At 63.6% G+C, this 16,672-nt stretch carries 20 protein-coding genes and 1 tRNA gene; 16 read left to right on the top strand and 5 right to left on the bottom strand.

The features are described 5' to 3' along the window. The first annotated feature begins 7 nt into the window (after positions 1-7). The gene (locus tag FG13_RS18530) at positions 8-940 is read left to right on the top strand and encodes a 2-hydroxyacid dehydrogenase (protein ID WP_035823231.1); all 933 of its coding nucleotides are present in this window, start codon (positions 8-10) and stop codon (positions 938-940) included. A gap of 1 nt (position 941) precedes the next feature. Next, positions 942-1,865, top strand: a complete 924-nt coding sequence (locus tag FG13_RS18535; protein WP_035823233.1) for a hydroxymethylglutaryl-CoA lyase — start codon at positions 942-944, stop codon at positions 1,863-1,865. 170 nt (positions 1,866-2,035) lie between these two features. Here the strand turns inward: FG13_RS18535 and FG13_RS18540 are convergent. Next, positions 2,036-2,112: transfer RNA gene (locus FG13_RS18540), tRNA-Pro, on the bottom strand. A 205-nt stretch (positions 2,113-2,317) separates the two neighbouring features. Between FG13_RS18540 and FG13_RS18545 the strand changes: the two genes are divergently transcribed. The 3 genes from FG13_RS18545 to FG13_RS18555 all read left to right on the top strand — a co-directional run bounded on the left by FG13_RS18545 (position 2,318) and on the right by FG13_RS18555 (position 3,968). Further along, a complete protein-coding gene (locus FG13_RS18545) occupies positions 2,318-2,917 on the top strand; it encodes a hypothetical protein (RefSeq protein ID WP_035823235.1) in 600 nt (199 codons plus the stop codon). 63 nt (positions 2,918-2,980) lie between these two features. Continuing rightward, a complete protein-coding gene (locus tag FG13_RS18550) occupies positions 2,981-3,592 on the top strand; it encodes a nucleotidyltransferase domain-containing protein (protein WP_235211769.1) in 612 nt (203 codons plus the stop codon). Further along, positions 3,531-3,968 carry a hypothetical protein gene (locus tag FG13_RS18555; protein WP_035823239.1) on the top strand — a complete coding sequence of 146 codons (438 nt, stop codon included), beginning with the start codon at positions 3,531-3,533 and terminating at the stop codon, positions 3,966-3,968. The genes FG13_RS18550 and FG13_RS18555 overlap by 62 nt, the downstream gene beginning before the upstream one ends. Before the next feature lie 8 nt (positions 3,969-3,976). Here the strand turns inward: FG13_RS18555 and rsmI are convergent, their stop codons facing one another. Continuing rightward, the gene (rsmI, locus tag FG13_RS18560) at positions 3,977-4,885 is read right to left on the bottom strand and encodes a 16S rRNA (cytidine(1402)-2'-O)-methyltransferase (RefSeq protein ID WP_035823241.1); all 909 of its coding nucleotides are present in this window, start codon (positions 4,883-4,885) and stop codon (positions 3,977-3,979) included. A 165-nt stretch (positions 4,886-5,050) separates the two neighbouring features. Between rsmI and FG13_RS18565 the strand changes: the two genes are divergently transcribed. From FG13_RS18565 to FG13_RS18595, 7 genes are all read left to right on the top strand, one after another. Further along, a complete protein-coding gene (locus FG13_RS18565) occupies positions 5,051-6,262 on the top strand; it encodes a penicillin-binding protein activator (protein WP_035828450.1) in 1,212 nt (403 codons plus the stop codon). A gap of 9 nt (positions 6,263-6,271) precedes the next feature. After that, positions 6,272-6,631, top strand: a complete 360-nt coding sequence (locus FG13_RS18570; protein ID WP_035823243.1) for a YraN family protein — start codon at positions 6,272-6,274, stop codon at positions 6,629-6,631. Positions 6,632-6,688: 57 nt separating this feature from the next. Continuing rightward, positions 6,689-7,285 carry a phosphoheptose isomerase gene (locus tag FG13_RS18575; RefSeq protein WP_034752465.1) on the top strand — a complete coding sequence of 199 codons (597 nt, stop codon included), beginning with the start codon at positions 6,689-6,691 and terminating at the stop codon, positions 7,283-7,285. Then, positions 7,278-7,964, top strand: coding sequence for a BON domain-containing protein (locus FG13_RS18580; protein ID WP_051959223.1), 687 nt, complete (start codon positions 7,278-7,280; stop codon positions 7,962-7,964). Before FG13_RS18575 ends, FG13_RS18580 begins: the two co-directional genes overlap by 8 nt. A gap of 82 nt (positions 7,965-8,046) precedes the next feature. After that, entirely contained in the window at positions 8,047-8,568 is a 522-nt protein-coding gene (locus FG13_RS18585) for a peroxiredoxin family protein (RefSeq protein ID WP_035823245.1), read from the top strand. A gap of 85 nt (positions 8,569-8,653) precedes the next feature. Then, the gene (locus FG13_RS18590) at positions 8,654-9,244 is read left to right on the top strand and encodes a sigma-70 family RNA polymerase sigma factor (RefSeq protein WP_035823247.1); all 591 of its coding nucleotides are present in this window, start codon (positions 8,654-8,656) and stop codon (positions 9,242-9,244) included. Next, on the top strand, positions 9,241-9,936 hold the full coding sequence (locus FG13_RS18595) for an anti-sigma factor (protein ID WP_035823249.1): 696 nt from the start codon (positions 9,241-9,243) through the stop codon (positions 9,934-9,936). Before FG13_RS18590 ends, FG13_RS18595 begins: the two co-directional genes overlap by 4 nt. A 46-nt stretch (positions 9,937-9,982) precedes the next feature. On the opposite strand, the gene FG13_RS18600 is transcribed toward FG13_RS18595, so the two are convergent. Together FG13_RS18600 and FG13_RS18605 are read right to left on the bottom strand one after the other, a co-directional pair. Further along, entirely contained in the window at positions 9,983-10,405 is a 423-nt protein-coding gene (locus FG13_RS18600) for a PaaI family thioesterase (protein ID WP_034752471.1), read from the bottom strand. Between the two features lie 84 nt (positions 10,406-10,489). Beyond that, entirely contained in the window at positions 10,490-11,647 is a 1,158-nt protein-coding gene (locus FG13_RS18605) for a PepSY-associated TM helix domain-containing protein (RefSeq protein WP_035823252.1), read from the bottom strand. A 220-nt stretch (positions 11,648-11,867) separates the two neighbouring features. Here FG13_RS18605 and FG13_RS18610 point away from each other — a divergent pair, with 220 nt between their 5' ends. From FG13_RS18610 to FG13_RS18625, 4 genes are all read left to right on the top strand, one after another. Then, the gene (locus tag FG13_RS18610) at positions 11,868-12,413 is read left to right on the top strand and encodes a YbhB/YbcL family Raf kinase inhibitor-like protein (RefSeq protein WP_035823253.1); all 546 of its coding nucleotides are present in this window, start codon (positions 11,868-11,870) and stop codon (positions 12,411-12,413) included. Further along, a complete protein-coding gene (locus tag FG13_RS31120) occupies positions 12,403-13,224 on the top strand; it encodes a helix-turn-helix transcriptional regulator (protein ID WP_200880293.1) in 822 nt (273 codons plus the stop codon). Before FG13_RS18610 ends, FG13_RS31120 begins: the two co-directional genes overlap by 11 nt. Positions 13,225-13,293: 69 nt before the next feature. Next, the gene (locus FG13_RS18620) at positions 13,294-13,638 is read left to right on the top strand and encodes a hypothetical protein (RefSeq protein WP_035823255.1); all 345 of its coding nucleotides are present in this window, start codon (positions 13,294-13,296) and stop codon (positions 13,636-13,638) included. A gap of 90 nt (positions 13,639-13,728) precedes the next feature. Continuing rightward, the gene (locus tag FG13_RS18625; RefSeq protein WP_035823258.1) at positions 13,729-15,882 is read left to right on the top strand and encodes a TonB-dependent receptor; all 2,154 of its coding nucleotides are present in this window, start codon (positions 13,729-13,731) and stop codon (positions 15,880-15,882) included. A 61-nt stretch (positions 15,883-15,943) separates the two neighbouring features. Here the strand turns inward: FG13_RS18625 and ung are convergent, their stop codons facing one another. Next, on the bottom strand, positions 15,944-16,612 hold the full coding sequence (gene ung, locus FG13_RS18630; RefSeq protein WP_035823259.1) for a uracil-DNA glycosylase: 669 nt from the start codon (positions 16,610-16,612) through the stop codon (positions 15,944-15,946). Positions 16,613-16,672 lie beyond the last annotated feature (60 nt).

Genomic DNA, 16,672 nt, shown 5'->3' on the forward strand with positions numbered 1-16,672 from the left:
TAAGCACATGCGCATCCTGTTACAACGTTCGGACGGCAAGGAAACGGCGTGGATCAGCGACTTGCGCGACTTGCTGCCCGAGGCCGACATTATCTTCTGGCGCGAAGGCGACACGTGCGCGCCGTGCGACTACGCCGTCGTGTGGCAGCCGCCCGCCGCCATGCTGCCCGAGCTGGCCAACGTCAAAGCCATCTTCAACACGGGCGCCGGCGTCGACGCGCTGTTGAAATTTGGCGATGCGCTGCCGGCCCACGTGCCGCTGATCCGTCTCGATGACGCGGGCATGGGTGTGCAGATGGCCGAATATGTGAGCCACGCCGTGCTGCGCCACTTCCGCCGCTTCGACGATTACGAGGCGCAGGGCCGCGCCGGCATCTGGCAGCCGCTGCCTGCCTTCGACAAGACGGATTTCCCCGTCGGCGTGCTGGGCATGGGGGTGCTGGGCACGCGCGTGCTGCAAGCGCTGGCGCAGTTCGAATTCCCCTTGCGGGGATGGAGCCGCAGCCCAAAACACGCCGATGGCGTGCAATGCTACGCGGGCGAAGAGGGGCTGGAAGCATTTTTGCGCGGCACGCGCGTGCTCGTATGCATGCTGCCGCTCACGCCGGACACGCACAACCTGCTCGACCGCGCGCGCCTGTCGATGCTGCTGCCCGGCGCCTACGTCATCAACGTGGCGCGCGGCGCGCATCTGGCCGAACCGGACTTATTAACCCTGATCCGCTCCGGGCATATCGCCGGGGCGACCCTCGACGTGTTCCGCAACGAGCCGCTGCCGCAGCAGCACCCGTTCTGGCAAGAACCGCGCATCACCATCACGCCGCATATTTCGGCCGCCACCCTGCGCCGCGAAAGCGTGGCGCAGATCGCCGCCAAGATGCGCCGCCTGCAAGCCGGAGAAGTCGTCGCCGGCATCGTCAACCGTTTGCAAGGATATTGAAATGAATGCTCAAGCTAGTTTGCCCAAGCAAGTCAAGATCGTCGAAGTGGGTCCGCGCGACGGCCTGCAAAACGAGAAGGAAACCATCAGCGCCGCTGTCAAGATCGAGCTGGTCGACCGCCTGACCCTGGCCGGCTTCGCCAACATCGAGGCGGCGTCGTTCGTCTCGCCGAAATGGGTGCCGCAGATGGCCACCAGCGCGGAAGTAATGGACAAGATCGCGCGCCGCGCTGGCACGATTTATTCGGCGCTGACGCCGAACATGCAGGGCTTTGATGCGGCACTGGCGGCGAAGGCCGATGAAGTGGTGATCTTCGGCTCCGCCTCGGAGGCCTTCTCGCAAAAGAACATCAACTGCTCGATCGCCGAATCGATTGCCCGCTTCGAAGGCGTGGCGAAGGCGGCCAAGGAACACGGCCTGCGCCTGCGCGGCAGCATCAGCTGCGCCTTCGGCTGCCCCTACCAAGGCGAAGTGCCGCTGGACGCCGTGGCCGACGTGGTGGGCCGCATGCGCGACCTCGGTTGCGACGAGATCGACATCGCCGACACCATCGGCGTGGCCACGCCGCGCAAAACGCAGGCGGTGATGGCGCGCGCGATTGCCGCCTTCCACGTGGGCGGCCTGTCCGGCCACTTCCACGATACCTACGGCCAGGCGCTGGCGAATATCTACGCCAGCCTGGAAACGGGCATCGCGATTTATCACTCGTCCGTCTCGGGCCTGGGCGGCTGCCCCTACGCCAAGGGTGCCACTGGCAACGTGGCGACCGAAGACGTGCTGTACATGATGCAAGGGCTGGGGATTGCCACCGGCATCGACCTCGACCTGGTGGTCGACGCGGGCCAGTTCATCTCGCAGCAACTGGGACGCAAGGGTTCCAGCCGGGCGGGCAACGCCATCGCGGCGAAACGCGCCGCTGTTTGAGGTAGGTCGGATTAGCGTGGCAACGCCACGCGTAATCCGACAATATTGTTGGCATTGCGGTGTTGTCGGGTTACGCGCTGCGCGCTAACCCGACCTACCCCGACCGACGTGAACTGTACAGACGAAAAAAAACCCAAGAGCCGAAACTCTTGAGTTTTTTTCTACAAATTTGGTCGGAGTACAAGGATTCGAACCTTGGACCCCCTGGTCCCAAACCAGGTGCGCTACCGGGCTGCGCCACACTCCGAAGACCAAGATAATACAGGCCGTATCGACTTCGGTCAAGGGTCAGGTGAAACTCTATGTAAATTATTTACGGGCGGCACTGGAACCCATGTATTTTTCAAAACGATTGAAGTATGCGACACTGGCTTGGCAAGTTTTCCCGATCAGACATGAAGGCGACAACGGCAATGGAGTTCAGGATAGAAAGAAACGACGGTGGCCGGCCCATGCCGAACCGCCGCGGCATCGTGCTGGGCATCGCCGTGTCCTTGCTGCTGCATGGCGCCTTGATCACTCTGTGGCGCCACGTGCAGCCGGCCGCGCGGATGGACACGGCCCCGCGCGTGGAATCGATCGCCGTGTGGATACGTCCGCTGGCCGCCAAGCCTCCCCCGCCCCCGCCGCCCGTCGAAGTCGCCAAGCCGAAGCGCGAACCCAAGCCCATCAGCAAGCCTAAACTCGCCACTGTCCGGGAAACGCCGCCGGCCGCCACGGCGCCAGCATCGAGCCCGCAAGCCATCACGGTGGTGCCGGCATCACCGGCCACGCCAGCGGCCAGCGCCGATACCATCACGCAAGAGACGCCAAAGTTCGACATGGACGCGGCCAGAAGGACGGCGCGCAAGATGGCCGGCGAGCGCGACCCGTCCAAGGTGGGTACGGCCGTGGGGCAAATCCCCGACAAGCCGCTGCAAACGGAAACCCAGCTGGCGCGCGACATCGCGCAAGGCAAGCGCGGCGACTGCCGCACTGCCTACTCAGGCGCAGGCTTGCTGGCGCCCGTGATGATGTTGCTGGACAAGAAGGATAGCGGCTGCAAGTGGTGAAGAAGATTGACTATACCCATATTGGGTACTAACATACCCAATATGGGTATCTATGCAGACACATTGTTTTCCAAGACACAGCAACGCGTGCTGGCCTTGCTCTTTGGCCAGGCGCAACGCTCTTTCTATGCGAATGAAATCATCGCCTTCGCGGCCATCGGTTCGGGTGCAGTGCAACGCGAGCTGACCAAGCTGGTGAAATCGGCCCTGGTCACGGTGAAAAAGGTGGGCAACCAGAAGCATTACCAGGCGAATCACGATGCGCCGATATTCGACGAGCTGCGCAGCATCGTACTGAAAACCTTCGGCGTGGCCGATGTGCTGCGCGTTGCGCTGCAGTCGCACTGGCAGGAAATCGACTTGGCTTTCGTGTATGGTTCCATGGCCAAGGGCACGGAACAGGCGCACAGCGATATCGACCTGATGGTGATCGGCAGCATGGCATCAAACGCCCAGTTACTGACGGCCTTGCAGCCAGTGCAGCAGCAACTGGGGCGCAGCATCAACCCGACCTTGTACACGCCAGAAGAATGGCGGCAGAGAATAGACGAGGGCAAGTCGTTCGTCGTGCGCATCCTCGAACAGCCCAAGATTTTTGTCAAAGGGGGCGACGATGAATTCATCAAGCTCGCAAGCGCTGGCGAATCTGGCGCGCATCGGCCAGCTCAAGGCTGAGCCACCCGACGCCCGCGAACGGGCCGGCTTGCTGCGCTCGGCCACCGTGCGCCTGCGTGACGCCAGACAGGTGATACTGTCGCTGGAAAGCCGCTTCGACCTGGCGTATAACGCGGCGCATGCGGCCGCCTTGTCTGCGCTGCGCCAACATGGTTATCGCAGCGACAACCGCTATCTCGTTTTCCAGAGTCTGGAACACACCTTGGGTTTCACGCCACAGCAGTGGCTACTATTAAGCCAGGCGCACAAGAAGCGCAACCTGGCCGAATACGAAGGCGAGCTCGATGTCACGGCAGGCTTTGTCGATGAGCTGATTGAACACGTGGAGCTGCTGCTCGCAGCAGCGCTAGCGCTCGATGTCAGGCCACCAGCCTGACTTCTTCTTTATTCCTGCCCCTTCAACTGCAACGCCCTTTCATACAGCGCATTCTTCTTGCGCCCCGTGATTTGCGCCGTCAGGTTCGCCGCCTGCTTGACGCTGCACTCGGCCAATAAAATGTTCAGGATGCGCTCGGCTTCCACGTCTTCCGCGTCCTGCGTTTCCGTGGCGCCCTCCAGCAGGACGACGAATTCGCCCTTTTCGCGGTGCGCATCGGCGCGTATCCACGCCTCCGCCTCGGACAGGGGGCAGCGGTGGATTTCCTCGAACAGTTTCGTCAGTTCGCGCGCGAACACCACCTGGCGCGTCGGTTCGAACGCTTCCACCAGGGCCGTGGCGCAGTCGAGGATGCGGTGCGGCGCTTCATAAAACACCATCGTCGCCGTCACGCCGCGCAGGCTGTGCAGCATGTTTTCGCGCTGCTTGGCCTTGGCTGGCAGGAAGCCGACAAAGTAAAACTGGTCATTCAACAAGCCGCTGGCGGAAATGGCGGTGATGGCCGCCGACGGGCCGGGCAGGGGCAGCACGCGCAGGCCGGCCGCGCGCACGGCGTCGACGATGCGCGCGCCGGGGTCGGAGACGGCCGGCGTGCCGGCGTCGGACACAAGGGCGATGCGCTCGCCGGCGTGCAGGCGGGCGATCAGGGTTTGCGCCACTTCGCGCTCGTTATGCTGATGCGCCGCAATCAGAGGCTTGTTCAAGCCAAAGCGCGTCAGCAGGTGCGACGTGTTGCGCGTATCTTCACAGGCGACGGCATCGGCAAGGCTCAGCAGATGCAGTGCGCGCAGGCTGATATCGGTCACATTGCCGATGGGCGTGGCCACTATATACAATGTTGCGATAGGATAGACCTGGTGCGCCGCCTCTGTCATGATGGGCAGGCTGGCGATGGAACTGATTTCTTGTACGGTCATTTTGGAGGTTAAATGCTTGCTAATAGTGTGAAGTTACTGCTTGTTTGTGCCGCGACCGGCATGCTGAGCGCTTGCAGCACGCCTTGCGACGCGCCCGGGCAATTGTGCGCGCCTATTGAATCTAACACAAGGGCGCTGCCGCCTCCGAAGCCGCTGCCACCGCCCGTGCCGCCCAAGCCTCCCGCGCCCGAACCGGTGACGTTTGCCGTGGCCGTGCCCGATATTACCGCGTATGACGGCAACGGCGCGCCACTGGCGCCCATCACCACCAAGCCGGCCACCGGCACGCCACTCGACATGCCGGCCGCCACGGCGCCGGCGCCGTCCGACGGCAAGGTCCACCACATCGGCCTGCTGCTGCCGCTGCGCTCGGCTTCCCTGGGACCGGCCGCCGAATTGCTGCGCGCCGGCTTCATGGCCGCGTACGAGCGCGACCGCAGCGGCTTTGAAGTGACGGTGATCGATACGGGCGACGGCAGCAGCGACGTGCTGAACAAGTTTGCGCAAGCACAAGAGGAACAGGACATCGTCGTCGGGCCTTTGTCGCGCTCGGCCGTGACGGCCGTGGCGAACAGCGATCTGGTACGCAAGCCGACGATCGCCCTGAACCACCCGGACAACCGCGGCGAGGCGCGCCTGCCGGCCAAGCTGCTGGTGATGGGCCTGTCGATCGAAGCGGAAGCGCGCCAGGTCGCCGCCTGGGCCGCCAGCGAACAGCCGGGCGCCAGCGCGCTGGTCCTGTCGGCCGGCTCGCCCTCGCAGCGCCGCATCAGCGCCGCCTTCAAGCAGGAATGGCTGCGCCAGGGCGGCAAGATCGAGACGATGGACTTGACGGCCACGAATGGCTACCTGAGCGATGCCGAACTGGTGCAGCTGCGCGCGCGCCTGGCCGCCACGCCGCCGGGCCTGCTGTTTGCCGCGCTCGACGCCGACCAGGCGCGCCAGCTGCGCGTGGCCATCGGCAGCGATCTGCCGCTGTATGGCACCTCATCCTTGAATCCCGGTACGGGACGCGGCGCCAGCGGCCCCGAGCTCGACGGTGCGCGCCTGCTGGACTTGCCATGGCAGGTGCAGCGCGACCACCCGCAAGTGATGGTGTATCCACAGCCCGAGCAGCCAGCCGAACGCCGGCTGACGGCCGACATGGAACGCCTGTACGCGCTGGGCATCGATGCCTTCCGCGTGGCGCGCGAAGTGGCGCTGCGGCCGAACGCGCCATTTACCCTCGATGGCGTGACGGGTCGCCTGGCCGTGCGCTTTGAGGATAATCAAAGCGTGTTCGAACGCACGGAGCAAGCCGCCACCTACCAGCAGGGCGTGCTGGGCACCTGGCCGCCGGCCGCGCCCACGCCTGTCTCTGTGCCGCCGGCCCAATAAGGACTCGCCATGCCACCCCTGCCTTTCCAGAATAAACAGGCACGGGGACGGCAAGGGGAAGACGATGCGCTCGCGTATCTGTTGCTGCAAGGGCTGGCACTGCTGGAACGCAACTATCTGTGCAAGGGCGGCGAGCTGGACCTGATCATGCGCGATGGCGCCTCGGTCGTCTTCGTCGAAGTGCGGCTGCGCAGCAGTGCGGCCTTCGGCGGCGCCCTGGCCAGCATCACGCCAGCCAAGCAGCGGCGCATGGTGGTGGCGGCGCAAACCTGGCTGCTGAGGCAAAAAACCGTGCCGCCCTGCCGCTTCGACGCGCTGGCCATCGACGGCGGACGCATCAGCTGGCTGAAGAACATCCTCGATATGTAAGCATTTTTAACAGTGCTTGTCCGCCATGCCGCGCGCCTGCACTATAATCGGCAGACTATGAATAATCAACGCATCCTCTCGCACTTCCACGAAAGTGCCGAACTCAAGATCCAGGCCGCCACCGTACTGGCGCAACCGATTGCGCAGGCGATCGACCTGATGTTTTATGCATTGTCCAACGGCAACAAGATCCTCGCCTGCGGCAACGGCGGTTCCGCCGCCGACTGCCAGCATTTCGCAGCCGAACTGGTCGGGCGCTTCGAACGCGAACGCTTTCCGCTGCCGGCCCTGGCGCTGACGACGGATACGTCGATCCTGACGGCCGTGGCGAACGACTACAGCTACCGCGAGATTTTCTCGAAGCAAGTGCAGGCCTTCGGCCAGGCCGGCGACATCCTGCTGGCCATCTCCACGTCGGGCAATTCAGCCAACGTGATGGCGGCCGTGGAAGCGGCGCTCGAACGCGAAATGCGCGTCGTGGCGCTGACGGGCAAGGACGGCGGCGCCATCGGCAAGATGCTGACGGACGCCGACGTGCATATCTGCGTGCCGGCCGAGCGCACGGCGCGCATCCAGGAAGTCCACCTGACCACCATACATTGCATCTGCGACGGCATCGACGTCGCGCTATTCGGAGGAGACGTGAATGACTAAATTCGGTACTGGCCCAGGCTGGAAACGCGTACAACGCCCATTGGCCACCGCACTCTTGTGCGGCGCCATGCTCACCTCGCTCACCGGCTGCATCGAATTGATGGTCGGCGGCGCGGTGATGGGCGGCGTGGCCGCAGCGGACCGCCGCACCCTGGGCGCCCAGACCGAAGACAAGTCGATCGCCCTCAAAGGCGAGTCACGCATCCCCTCCATCACCGGCGACGTGGGCCATGTGAACGTCACCAGCTTCAACCGCCGCGTCCTGCTTACGGGCGAAGTGCGCGACGAGGCGATGAAAAATGCCGTCGAGCGCGAAGTGCGCAATATCGAGGGCGTGGAATCGGTGGCCAATGAATTGATCATCGCCGGTCCGGCCAGCTATACGTCGCGCTCGAACGACGCGCTGATCACCACCAAGGTCAAGGCCAGCCTGGTCGACATGAAAACCATCTCGGCCGCCTCGTTCAAGGTCGTCACCGAGAACGCCACCGTCTTCCTGATGGGCAGAGTCACCCAGCGCGAAGGCACGGTCGCGGCCGACGTGGCGCGCGGCGTGGGCGGCGTGCAGAAAGTGGTCAAGCTGTTCGACTACATTTCGGAAGCGGAACTGAAGCAGTTGCAGCCCGACCCGCCGCAGCAGCGCACGACGAACACGGTCAGCGACACGGTGCAGCAGTAAGCACCTCCTCCGTTTGACCTACGGCTTTGATGCGGCGATACGGCTATAATGGCCGCATCGCCGCGCTTTTCAAATGAAAACCATGTCAACTTCGCCATCCGCAAGCAAGTCCTGGGTCAAGCCAGCCCTGATCGCCGTCTTCGTGGCGGGCGTGGCGGCAGCCGCTTATCTGTCGCTCAATGACAAGCAAAGCGCGCCGGACGTGACCTTCCACGGCATCCATGGCGAAAAAATCACGTCGGCCAGCCTGCGCGGCAAGGTCGTGATGGTCAATTTCTGGGCCACCTCGTGCACCACCTGCGTGGCGGAAATGCCGGACATGGTCGACACCTACAACAAGTACAAGGGACAGGGACTGGAATTCGTGGCCGTGGCCATGAAATACGATCCGGCCAACTATGTGCTGAACTTCGCCGAAACGCGCCAGCTGCCGTTCAAGGTGGCGCTCGACGTGACGGGCGAAGCGGCCAAGGCCTACGGCGACGTGGCCCTCACGCCCACCACCTTCGTGCTCGACAAGCAGGGCAAGATCCTCAAGCGCTACGTGGGCAAGCCGGAATTCACCGAACTGCATAAGTTGCTGGAATCGGCCATCGCGGGATAACACGGCACAAAACCTTGTTGCCAAGTGTTGCCAAACCGTTATAACCTTCCCAGGCGTGATCCCAATCCCCTTGTGAAGGCCAGCCGTGTCCCTAGCCGCTCAATCGCTCGACCCGCAACAACTGAAAACCTGGCTGCTCGCCGCCGGCAACAAGGACGCCACCGCGTTCCGTCAGCTATATAACTCCACCTCATCGAAACTGTTTGGCTTCGCGCTGCGTATATTGCATAAGCAAGAGCTCGCTGAAGAAGCCTTGCAAGAGGGGTTCGTCGCCATCTGGAACAACGCCGCCACTTACCAGAGCCATCTGGCGGCGCCGATGACCTGGATGGCCACCATCGTGCGCAACAAGGCGTTCGATGTGCTGCGGCGCAGCGACGATACCGTGGAAATCGATGCCGAACAGTTTGATAGCGAAGTCATGAATGCACTCCGAGACCCCCAGGCCACGCCGATCGAGTCACTGCAACTGAGCGGTGACGCCAAGGCGCTGGCGTTTTGCATGTCCGCCCTGGAAGGGCTGCACCGGCAGGTGGTCGCCCTGGCCTTCTATCATGACCTGTCGCACAGCGAAGTGGCGCAGCAGATGTCGCTGCCGATCGGCACCGTGAAGACCTGGATACGCCGCAGCCTGGAACGGCTGCGCACGTGCCTGGCGAAACGGGAGGCATCATGAATATCCGTGGCAACGACACCCTGCGCCAGAAACTGGCGTCCGAATACGTGCTGGGCACCCTGAAAGGGGGCGCGCGGCGGCGTTTCGAAGGCTGGTTGCACAACGACGCCGACTTGCGCAATATCACGGCGGAATGGCGCCAGCGCCTGGAACCGATGGCCGAATTCGCCACGCCGGTGGCGCCGCCCAAGCGCGTGTGGAAGCAGATCGAGCAGCGTTTGCACCTGAAGCCGCAGGGCGGCTGGTCCTTGTTCCGCGATTCGCTGTCGTTCTGGCGTTCGCTGGGCATGGCGTCGAGCGCCATCGCCGCCTTGCTGGTGATCGTCGTGGCCACGCGAGTGATGGATGCGCCGCAAATCAGCTATGTAGCCAGCCTGACGGACGAGAAAGCGCAAACGGCCCTGCTGCTGACGGCCGACAGCCGCCACGGCGCGCTCGAGGTGCGCATGGTGGGCAACGCGCCCGTGCCGAGCGATAAGGATCTGGAACTGTGGGCCGTGCCGAAGAGCGGCAACCCGCGCTCCCTGGGCTTATTGGCCGACAAGGGCAACGTGAAACTGGCCCTGTCCCAGCGCGCCATCGGCAACGACGTGGCCCTGCTGGCCGTCACCCTGGAGCCGAAAGGCGGTTCGCCGAATCCGGACGGACCGACGGGGCCTATCTTGTACAAGGGTAACTGGGTGAGGCTGTAGTGGAATGTCGGGTTACGCAGCGCTGCTGCTAACCCGACCTACCAGCTTACTTTGGATACAGAATCATCTGCGTGCAGCGGAACAGGGCGATCGTCTTGCCCGTTTCCTTGCTTTTCACCACGGCATCCCACACTTGCGTGTTGCGGCCCTTGTGCTCGACCTTGGCCGTGCAGGTGAGCGTGCCTTCGCGGGCCGTGCCCAGGTGGTTCGATTTCAGTTCGATGGTCGTAAAATTACTGGCGCCTTCGGGCAGGTTGACGATGCAGCCATAGCCGGAAGCCGTGTCGGCCAGGGTCACCACGCTGCCCGCGTGCAGGTAGCCGTTCGGCGCCAGCAAGTGCGGCAGCACGGGCAATTCCGCCGTCAGCTGGCCGTCGCCCACTTCCGTGATGACGATGCCCAGGTGGCCGGGCAGGCGGCCGGTGCCGCGTTCATTCAACATTGCTACGGTGATGTCGGGATTGCTCATGCTGGTCCTTGTGCGGGTGAATCCGTGATACGCCGGAAAATACTATGATGATAGCAACTTTTCCCACACCGGTCTGGCGGCCGCCTATTTCCGGCCGCGCCGCCGTTTCCACCACACCAATGTCCCCGTCAGCAGGAACAGCAAGGGGATCAAACCGAAGACGGTAATGAAGGCGCGCCCGGCCACGCCGAACGCCTGGCCTGAATGCAGGGGGAATTGCCAGCCCAGGAAGACGTCTCCGGCCGGCGCCCGCAAGGGGTCGCGTATGCGCAGGGGCAAGCCGCTGCGCGCGTCGAGGGTAATGCGCGTGGCGCCGTCGCCCTCGGCGATTTCACCGGGCTGGCGCACGCGCACGTCGTAGGGCTGATCCTTTTTCGCCGGCAGCACGATGCGCGACACGCGCGCCTGCGGATACAGCTGTTGCGCGGCGGCCATGGCCTGACCCGCATCGAGCAGCTCGCCATCCTGCTGCAGATTTTTCAGTTTGGCCTTGTCCGGCGCCGTCGAGACGAGTTCCACCAGCGGCACGATCAATTGGGGCAAATTGAAATAGATGCCGGAAAAAGCGAGCACGGCCAACACGGGCGCGGCAAAGAAGCCGGCCGCCTTGTGAAACGTGTAATTGAAACGGGGCCAGGAACCGCCATGCGACACCGTCAGCGCGCGCTTGACCGCCGTCCACTGCAGGCGCGGCCACCACAGATAAATGCCGCTCAAGGCCATCAGCAACAGCATCACGCCCGAGATACCGGTAATCGTCTTGCCCACCTCACCGGACAAACCATAGCGATGCAAATGAAACATGCCCGACATCAGCAGCGGGCGCGTGATGCCGAAACGCCCCCAGTCGCGCTCGCCTTTGACTTGCAAGGTGTAGGGGTCGACCATCACCTGGCGCACGATGGCCTGGCTGAAGGGAGACGGTTTGTCCGCCTGGCGGTAAGAGGCCACGTACACGTCGCGCGCATCGGCGGGTGGATTGAGCTGGGCCGGCTTGCCGTAGGCGGGGTCGGCAGCGAGTCCGTCCACCACCGCTTGCACCGTACGCGGCGTCACCTGGAACACCTGGCCGGGCGCGGGCGTGCTCGCCTGCAACAAGGTCGGATTCAGATACGCGTCGAGTTCCGGCATCCAGGCGATGGCGGACCCAGTCAAGCCCAGCAAAACAAACAGGGCGCCAAACCACAGGCCCGCATACAGGTGCAGCTTGGCGAACAACCACTTGATCGGGCGTTTGGACATGGGGAGGCGACTCGGGGAAATTGGGCTGCAGAACGATAGCATGAAAGCTCCGCAGTGAAAATCATGCGCAGGAAGGAAGCGGCAAACGCAACAACACGCTCATGGAAACATTGAAATCAGGTGAAAACGAGCGTTTCGGCACCATCAGCGAGCGCATCGGCATCGCAAGTTAATGTTGCACGACATACACTTTCCCCTATACTTCATCGAAAGGAAAGCCATGACCACCTCCCGATTGCTCGCCGTCACGCTGGGTCTCGCTTTGCACCTGGGCGCCCACGCCGCCGATTTCACGGTCACCAGCACCGACATCGCCCCTGGCCAGACCCTGGCGCCGGCGCAAGTGTTCCAGGGCTTTGGCTGCACGGGCGGCAACCTGTCGCCGCAATTGTCATGGCACGGCGCGCCGGCCGGCACCAACAGCTACGCCATCACCCTGTACGACCCGGACGCGCCCACGGGCAGCGGCTGGTGGCACTGGAGCGTGTTTAACTTGCCAGTGTCCACCACATCCTTGCCTGCGGGAACGACGGCGGCCACCTTGCCCACAGGCGCCATGCAAGGACGCAACGATTACGGCGACAGCGCCTACGGCGGCGCCTGCCCACCACCAGGCGACAAGGCGCACCGCTACCAGATCACGATCTGGGCGCTGAAAACGGACAAGTTGCCGCTGGACCAGCACGCCAGCGGCGCCATGCTTGGCTACATGCTCAACGCCAACGCGCTGGGCAAGGCGCAGCTGACGGGACTGTATGGCCGATGAGATGGACGCGGTGGCCCTGAGCGAGCTGCGCATCGCCCACGGCACCATCGAGGCGCGCCGCGCGCAAACCCTGCGCCGCGTGCCCGTCTTCCAGAGCGCCCTGTGCCGCGTGCGGCAGGGAACGAAGCTGCTGGAATGGGGCGCTCGCCAGGCCCGCGCCGGCACGCACGACGTGGTGCTGATGCCGGCAGGACAGGAACTGGGCGTGGCCAACCTGCCCGGCGCGCAAGGCTACCGGGCTGAAGTGCTGAGTTTTTCACCGGCCCTGATCGCCCGTTTTCGTGCGCGCCATGGCAGCCTCGTCGACGCCCAGCTGCGCCAGGCGGCCACGGCCAGCCTGTGCGTGCCGCTCGACGTGCACGCGGCACTGGCCTGGGACCAGCTGATGGCCAGCCTGGCGGGAAGAGCACCGCCCGCGCTGCTGGCGCACCAGGCGGAAGGCTTGCTGCTGGCCCTGGCCCTGGGCGGCCATTGCGGCCCCTTGCTGCTGGACCGCCGCGATCCGCTGGCCGCGCGCGTGCAGCAAGTGCTGCTGCTGGACCCGGGTGCCGACTGGAGCGTGGCCAAAGTTGCCAGCCATCTGCACCTGGGCGCGTCCACCCTGCGCCGCCAGCTGGCCCTGGAACAGCGCCACTTCCGCGCCATTCTGGAAGACGTGCGCCTGGGACTGGCCTTGCAGGAATTGCAATCTGGCATCTTACCCATCAGCGACATCGCGGCCGCCTGCGGCTACGCCTCGCCCTCGCGCTTCGCGGCCCGTTTCCGCCAGCACTACGGCCTGTCGCCGCGCGCACTGCGCGCCACCCTGTAAGGTCCTCTCACCGCAATCGAATTGCAACAAGCGCTGACAACGGGGCGATTTTCTTGCTACTATGCGCCCATGTCTTCCCGCCAGCCCACCCGCAAGCTTGCTCATCACGGTGCCGCCGCCCTCGCGCGCACGCCGTGGCGGCTGTGCGTGGCGCTGTTCAGTGCGCTGGCCCTCGTGTTCCTGCTATCGACGGCCGCCTCGCACCTGCACAAGACGACCCTCGACGCGGAAGAGTGCGCGCTGTGCGCCACCGTCATCGACAAGGTGGCCGACATCGCCGTGCCGCCGGCCATCACCGAGCCACCCGCCCAGTTACTGCCGTACCGCCTGCTGGCCATCGCGCCCGCACCCCTGGCGCCCGTCGCCACCCTCATCCTGCCGCCCGTGCGCGGCCCGCCTGCCGCTTCACTGTAGTTCCCACGCTGTTTTTCCTTTTTCAGGCTGCCCCTAGTCGCGCGATCATGCGCGCCGTGCCGCCTGGCGTTGACTATTTTGAGGTTTACCATGCAACACACACCACGCCTGAGCGCGCTGTCGCTCGCCCTTGCCAGCCTGTTTACGAGTTCCGCGCATGCCGCCGAAGCCACCGCTGCGGCAGATGCCGCACCACAAGAGATGCAAAAGGTGGAAGTCACCTCCGCCCATCTGAAAAGCGCACGCATCGAGCTGTCGCCGAAAGTCGGCACCACCATCTACAGCATCGACAGCCACATGGTCGACATGCTGGGCCAGGGCGACAACACGCCGTTCAATGAAGTGCTGCTGCGCCTGCCGGGCGTGTCGCAGGACTCAAAAGGTTCCGGCGCCCTGCACGTGCGCGACGACCATGCCAATGTGCAATACCGCATCAATGGCGTGCAACTGCCTGAAAGCATCAGCGGCTTCGGCCAGTCGATCGACACGCGTTTGATCGACAAGACGGATTTCATGACGGGCGCCTTGCCGGCCCAGTTCGGCCTGCGCACGGCGGGCATCGTCGATATTGAAACGAAAGAGGGTGGATTGAGCCCGGGTGGGCGCATCGGCATCATGGTCGGCAGCCACGACCACGTGGAGCCGAGTGCCGAATTTTTCGGCAGCGTGGGCAAGTTCAATTACTACCTGTCCGGCAGCTACCTGGGTAATTCGCTCGGTGTGGAAAACCCGCAAGACACGCGCAGCGCCCTGCACGACAAGACGCGCCAAAACAAATCGTTCGGCAGCCTGTCGTATTTCCTCGATGACAACACCCGCCTGGGCGCCATGTTCGGCACGTATAACGGCCGCTTCCAGATCCCGAACAATCCGGACCAGGCGCCCGCTTTCAGCCTGAATGGCCACAGCGATGCGCAGGCGGGCACGTCCACGTTACCGTCGTCGCAGCTGAATGAAAACCAGCGCGAAGTGAACCGCTTCCTCGTGCTGTCGCTGCAAAAGAGCCTGGGCGACGTCAATTATCAGGTGTCGGCCTTCCACCAGTATTCGGAACTGCACTTCACGCCCGACGCCATCGGCGACCTGATCTACAACGGCGTGGCCTCGGACTCGCGCCGCGCCAACAGCGCTTCCGGCTTTCAATTCGACGCCAGCTACAAATGGCACCAGGACCACACCGTACGCGCGGGCCTGGCCTACACGCGCCAGAAGACGACGAGCGACAACACGGTGGCCGTCTTCCCGGCAATCGACGGCGCGCAGACGTCCAGCACGCCCATGTCGATACTCGACAACAGCGGCAAGACGGGCACCCTGGCCAGTTTCTACCTGCAGGACGAGTGGCACATCAGCAAGCCTTTGACACTGAACTATGGCGCCCGTTACGACAAGGTGTCGGCCTACACGAGCGAGCAGCAATGGAGCCCGCGCGTCAACCTGGCGTATCAACTGGCGCCGGGCACGGCCCTGCACGCCGGCTATTCGCGCTACTTCACGCCGCCACCGCAGGAACTGGCGGCGCAAGGCAGCATCGACCTGTACGCGAACACGACGAACGCGCCGGAAATCGGCCAGTCCGACAAGGTCAAGGCCGAGCGCACGCATTACTACGACGTCGGCATCAGCCACCAGGTCAATTCGAAACTGACCGTGACGGCCGATGTGTACTATAAAAAGATCAAGAACCTGCTGGACGAAGGCCAGTTCGGCCAGGCATTGATTTTGACGCCATTCAACTACGCGGATGGCTACGCCAAGGGCCTGGAATTGTCCGCCATCTACAGCGAGAAAAACTGGGGTCTGTTCCTCAACGCCAGCACGCAAAAGGCGCAGGGCCGCAACATCAATTCGGGGCAAGCCCTGTTTGGCGCCGATGAGTTGAACTACATCAGCCAACACTATGTCTACCTCGATCATGACCAGAAATACACCTTGTCGGGCGGCGGCCATTATCACTTTGGCGATTCGCAAGTGAGCGCTGACTTCCTGTATGGCAGCGGCCTGCGCATGACGCCGGACGGCGGCGCACCGAATTCCGGCCATTTACCGAGTTACTTCACCGTCAACACGGCGCTCACGCACACGTGGAAAAACACGCCGGTGGGCAAGGTGGAAGGACGATTGGCCCTGATCAACCTGTTCGACAAATCATATCTGCTGCGCGACGGTTCCGGCGTGGGCGTGGGGGCACCGCAGTATGGCGCCCGCCGCAGCTTCTATGCAGGCCTCTCAACCAGCTTTTAACCGTTACGCGCGAAGACAGCGGCAGGGAGCAACGCCTGCCGCTGTCGGTTGCCGTCAGGAATCAGCCGTCACCCCAGGCGATGGGTGACTGGCCATGCGCCTGCAAATACGCATTCGCCTGGCTGAACGGCTTGCTGCCAAAGAAACCTTTGCTGGCCGACAACGGTGAAGGGTGCGGTGCCGCCAGCACCAGGTGCTTGCCGGGATCGATCAGGGTGCGCTTCGCTTGCGCATAGCCGCCCCACAGGATGAACACCAGGTGCTCGCGCTCGGCGGACAGGTGGCGGATGGCGCTGTCCGTCAATTTCTCCCACCCCTTGCCCGCGTGCGAGCCGGCCGCCCCGGCGCGTACCGTCAACACGCTGTTGAGCAGGAACACGCCTTGTTCGGCCCAGTCGGACAAATCCGTGCGCGTGCGCGCCACGCCCACGTCGCTATGCAATTCCTTGAAAATATTTTGCAGGCTGGGCTGCGGCGGTGTGCCATCGGGGATGGAAAAGCACAGGCCCATGGCCGCGCCGGGCGTGTGATACGGGTCTTGCCCCAGGATCACGACCTTGACTTGCCCGAACGGCGTCAGGTCGAACGCGCGGAAGATGGTTTTACCCGGCGGAAAACACGGCCCCGCCGCATACTCTTGTTTCACGAAGGCGGCCAGGCGTTCCCAGTAGGGCTGGGCAAACTCGCCCTCCAGCCGCGCCTTCCACGATGCGTCGATGCGTACGTCCATGCGTCACCTCATAGCTTATCCGTCAACCATGCTTTTTCAGCATGCCAGTATAGGACGCTC

It is taken from the genome of Janthinobacterium sp. RA13 (assembly GCF_000745325.1).
Classification (GTDB): Bacteria; Pseudomonadota; Gammaproteobacteria; order Burkholderiales; family Burkholderiaceae_D; genus Janthinobacterium; species Janthinobacterium rivuli.

Bases quoted from the DNA above. Each gene is read 5' to 3' on its own strand.
- FG13_RS18530 (WP_035823231.1), top strand. From the start codon at position 8: ATGCGCATCCTGTTACAACGTTCGGACGGCAAGGAAACGGCGTGGATC.
- FG13_RS18535 (WP_035823233.1), top strand. From the start codon at position 942: ATGAATGCTCAAGCTAGTTTGCCCAAGCAAGTCAAGATCGTCGAAGTG.
- FG13_RS18545 (WP_035823235.1), top strand. From the start codon at position 2,318: ATGCCGAACCGCCGCGGCATCGTGCTGGGCATCGCCGTGTCCTTGCTG.
- FG13_RS18555 (WP_035823239.1), top strand. From the start codon at position 3,531: ATGAATTCATCAAGCTCGCAAGCGCTGGCGAATCTGGCGCGCATCGGC.
- rsmI (WP_035823241.1), bottom strand. From the start codon at position 4,885: ATGACCGTACAAGAAATCAGTTCCATCGCCAGCCTGCCCATCATGACA.
- FG13_RS18570 (WP_035823243.1), top strand. From the start codon at position 6,272: ATGCCACCCCTGCCTTTCCAGAATAAACAGGCACGGGGACGGCAAGGG.
- FG13_RS18575 (WP_034752465.1), top strand. From the start codon at position 6,689: ATGAATAATCAACGCATCCTCTCGCACTTCCACGAAAGTGCCGAACTC.
- FG13_RS18580 (WP_051959223.1), top strand. From the start codon at position 7,278: ATGACTAAATTCGGTACTGGCCCAGGCTGGAAACGCGTACAACGCCCA.
- FG13_RS18585 (WP_035823245.1), top strand. From the start codon at position 8,047: ATGTCAACTTCGCCATCCGCAAGCAAGTCCTGGGTCAAGCCAGCCCTG.
- FG13_RS18595 (WP_035823249.1), top strand. From the start codon at position 9,241: ATGAATATCCGTGGCAACGACACCCTGCGCCAGAAACTGGCGTCCGAA.
- FG13_RS18600 (WP_034752471.1), bottom strand. From the start codon at position 10,405: ATGAGCAATCCCGACATCACCGTAGCAATGTTGAATGAACGCGGCACC.
- FG13_RS18605 (WP_035823252.1), bottom strand. From the start codon at position 11,647: ATGTCCAAACGCCCGATCAAGTGGTTGTTCGCCAAGCTGCACCTGTAT.
- FG13_RS18610 (WP_035823253.1), top strand. From the start codon at position 11,868: ATGACCACCTCCCGATTGCTCGCCGTCACGCTGGGTCTCGCTTTGCAC.
- FG13_RS31120 (WP_200880293.1), top strand. From the start codon at position 12,403: ATGGCCGATGAGATGGACGCGGTGGCCCTGAGCGAGCTGCGCATCGCC.
- FG13_RS18620 (WP_035823255.1), top strand. From the start codon at position 13,294: ATGTCTTCCCGCCAGCCCACCCGCAAGCTTGCTCATCACGGTGCCGCC.
- FG13_RS18625 (WP_035823258.1), top strand. From the start codon at position 13,729: ATGCAACACACACCACGCCTGAGCGCGCTGTCGCTCGCCCTTGCCAGC.
- ung (WP_035823259.1), bottom strand. From the start codon at position 16,612: ATGGACGTACGCATCGACGCATCGTGGAAGGCGCGGCTGGAGGGCGAG.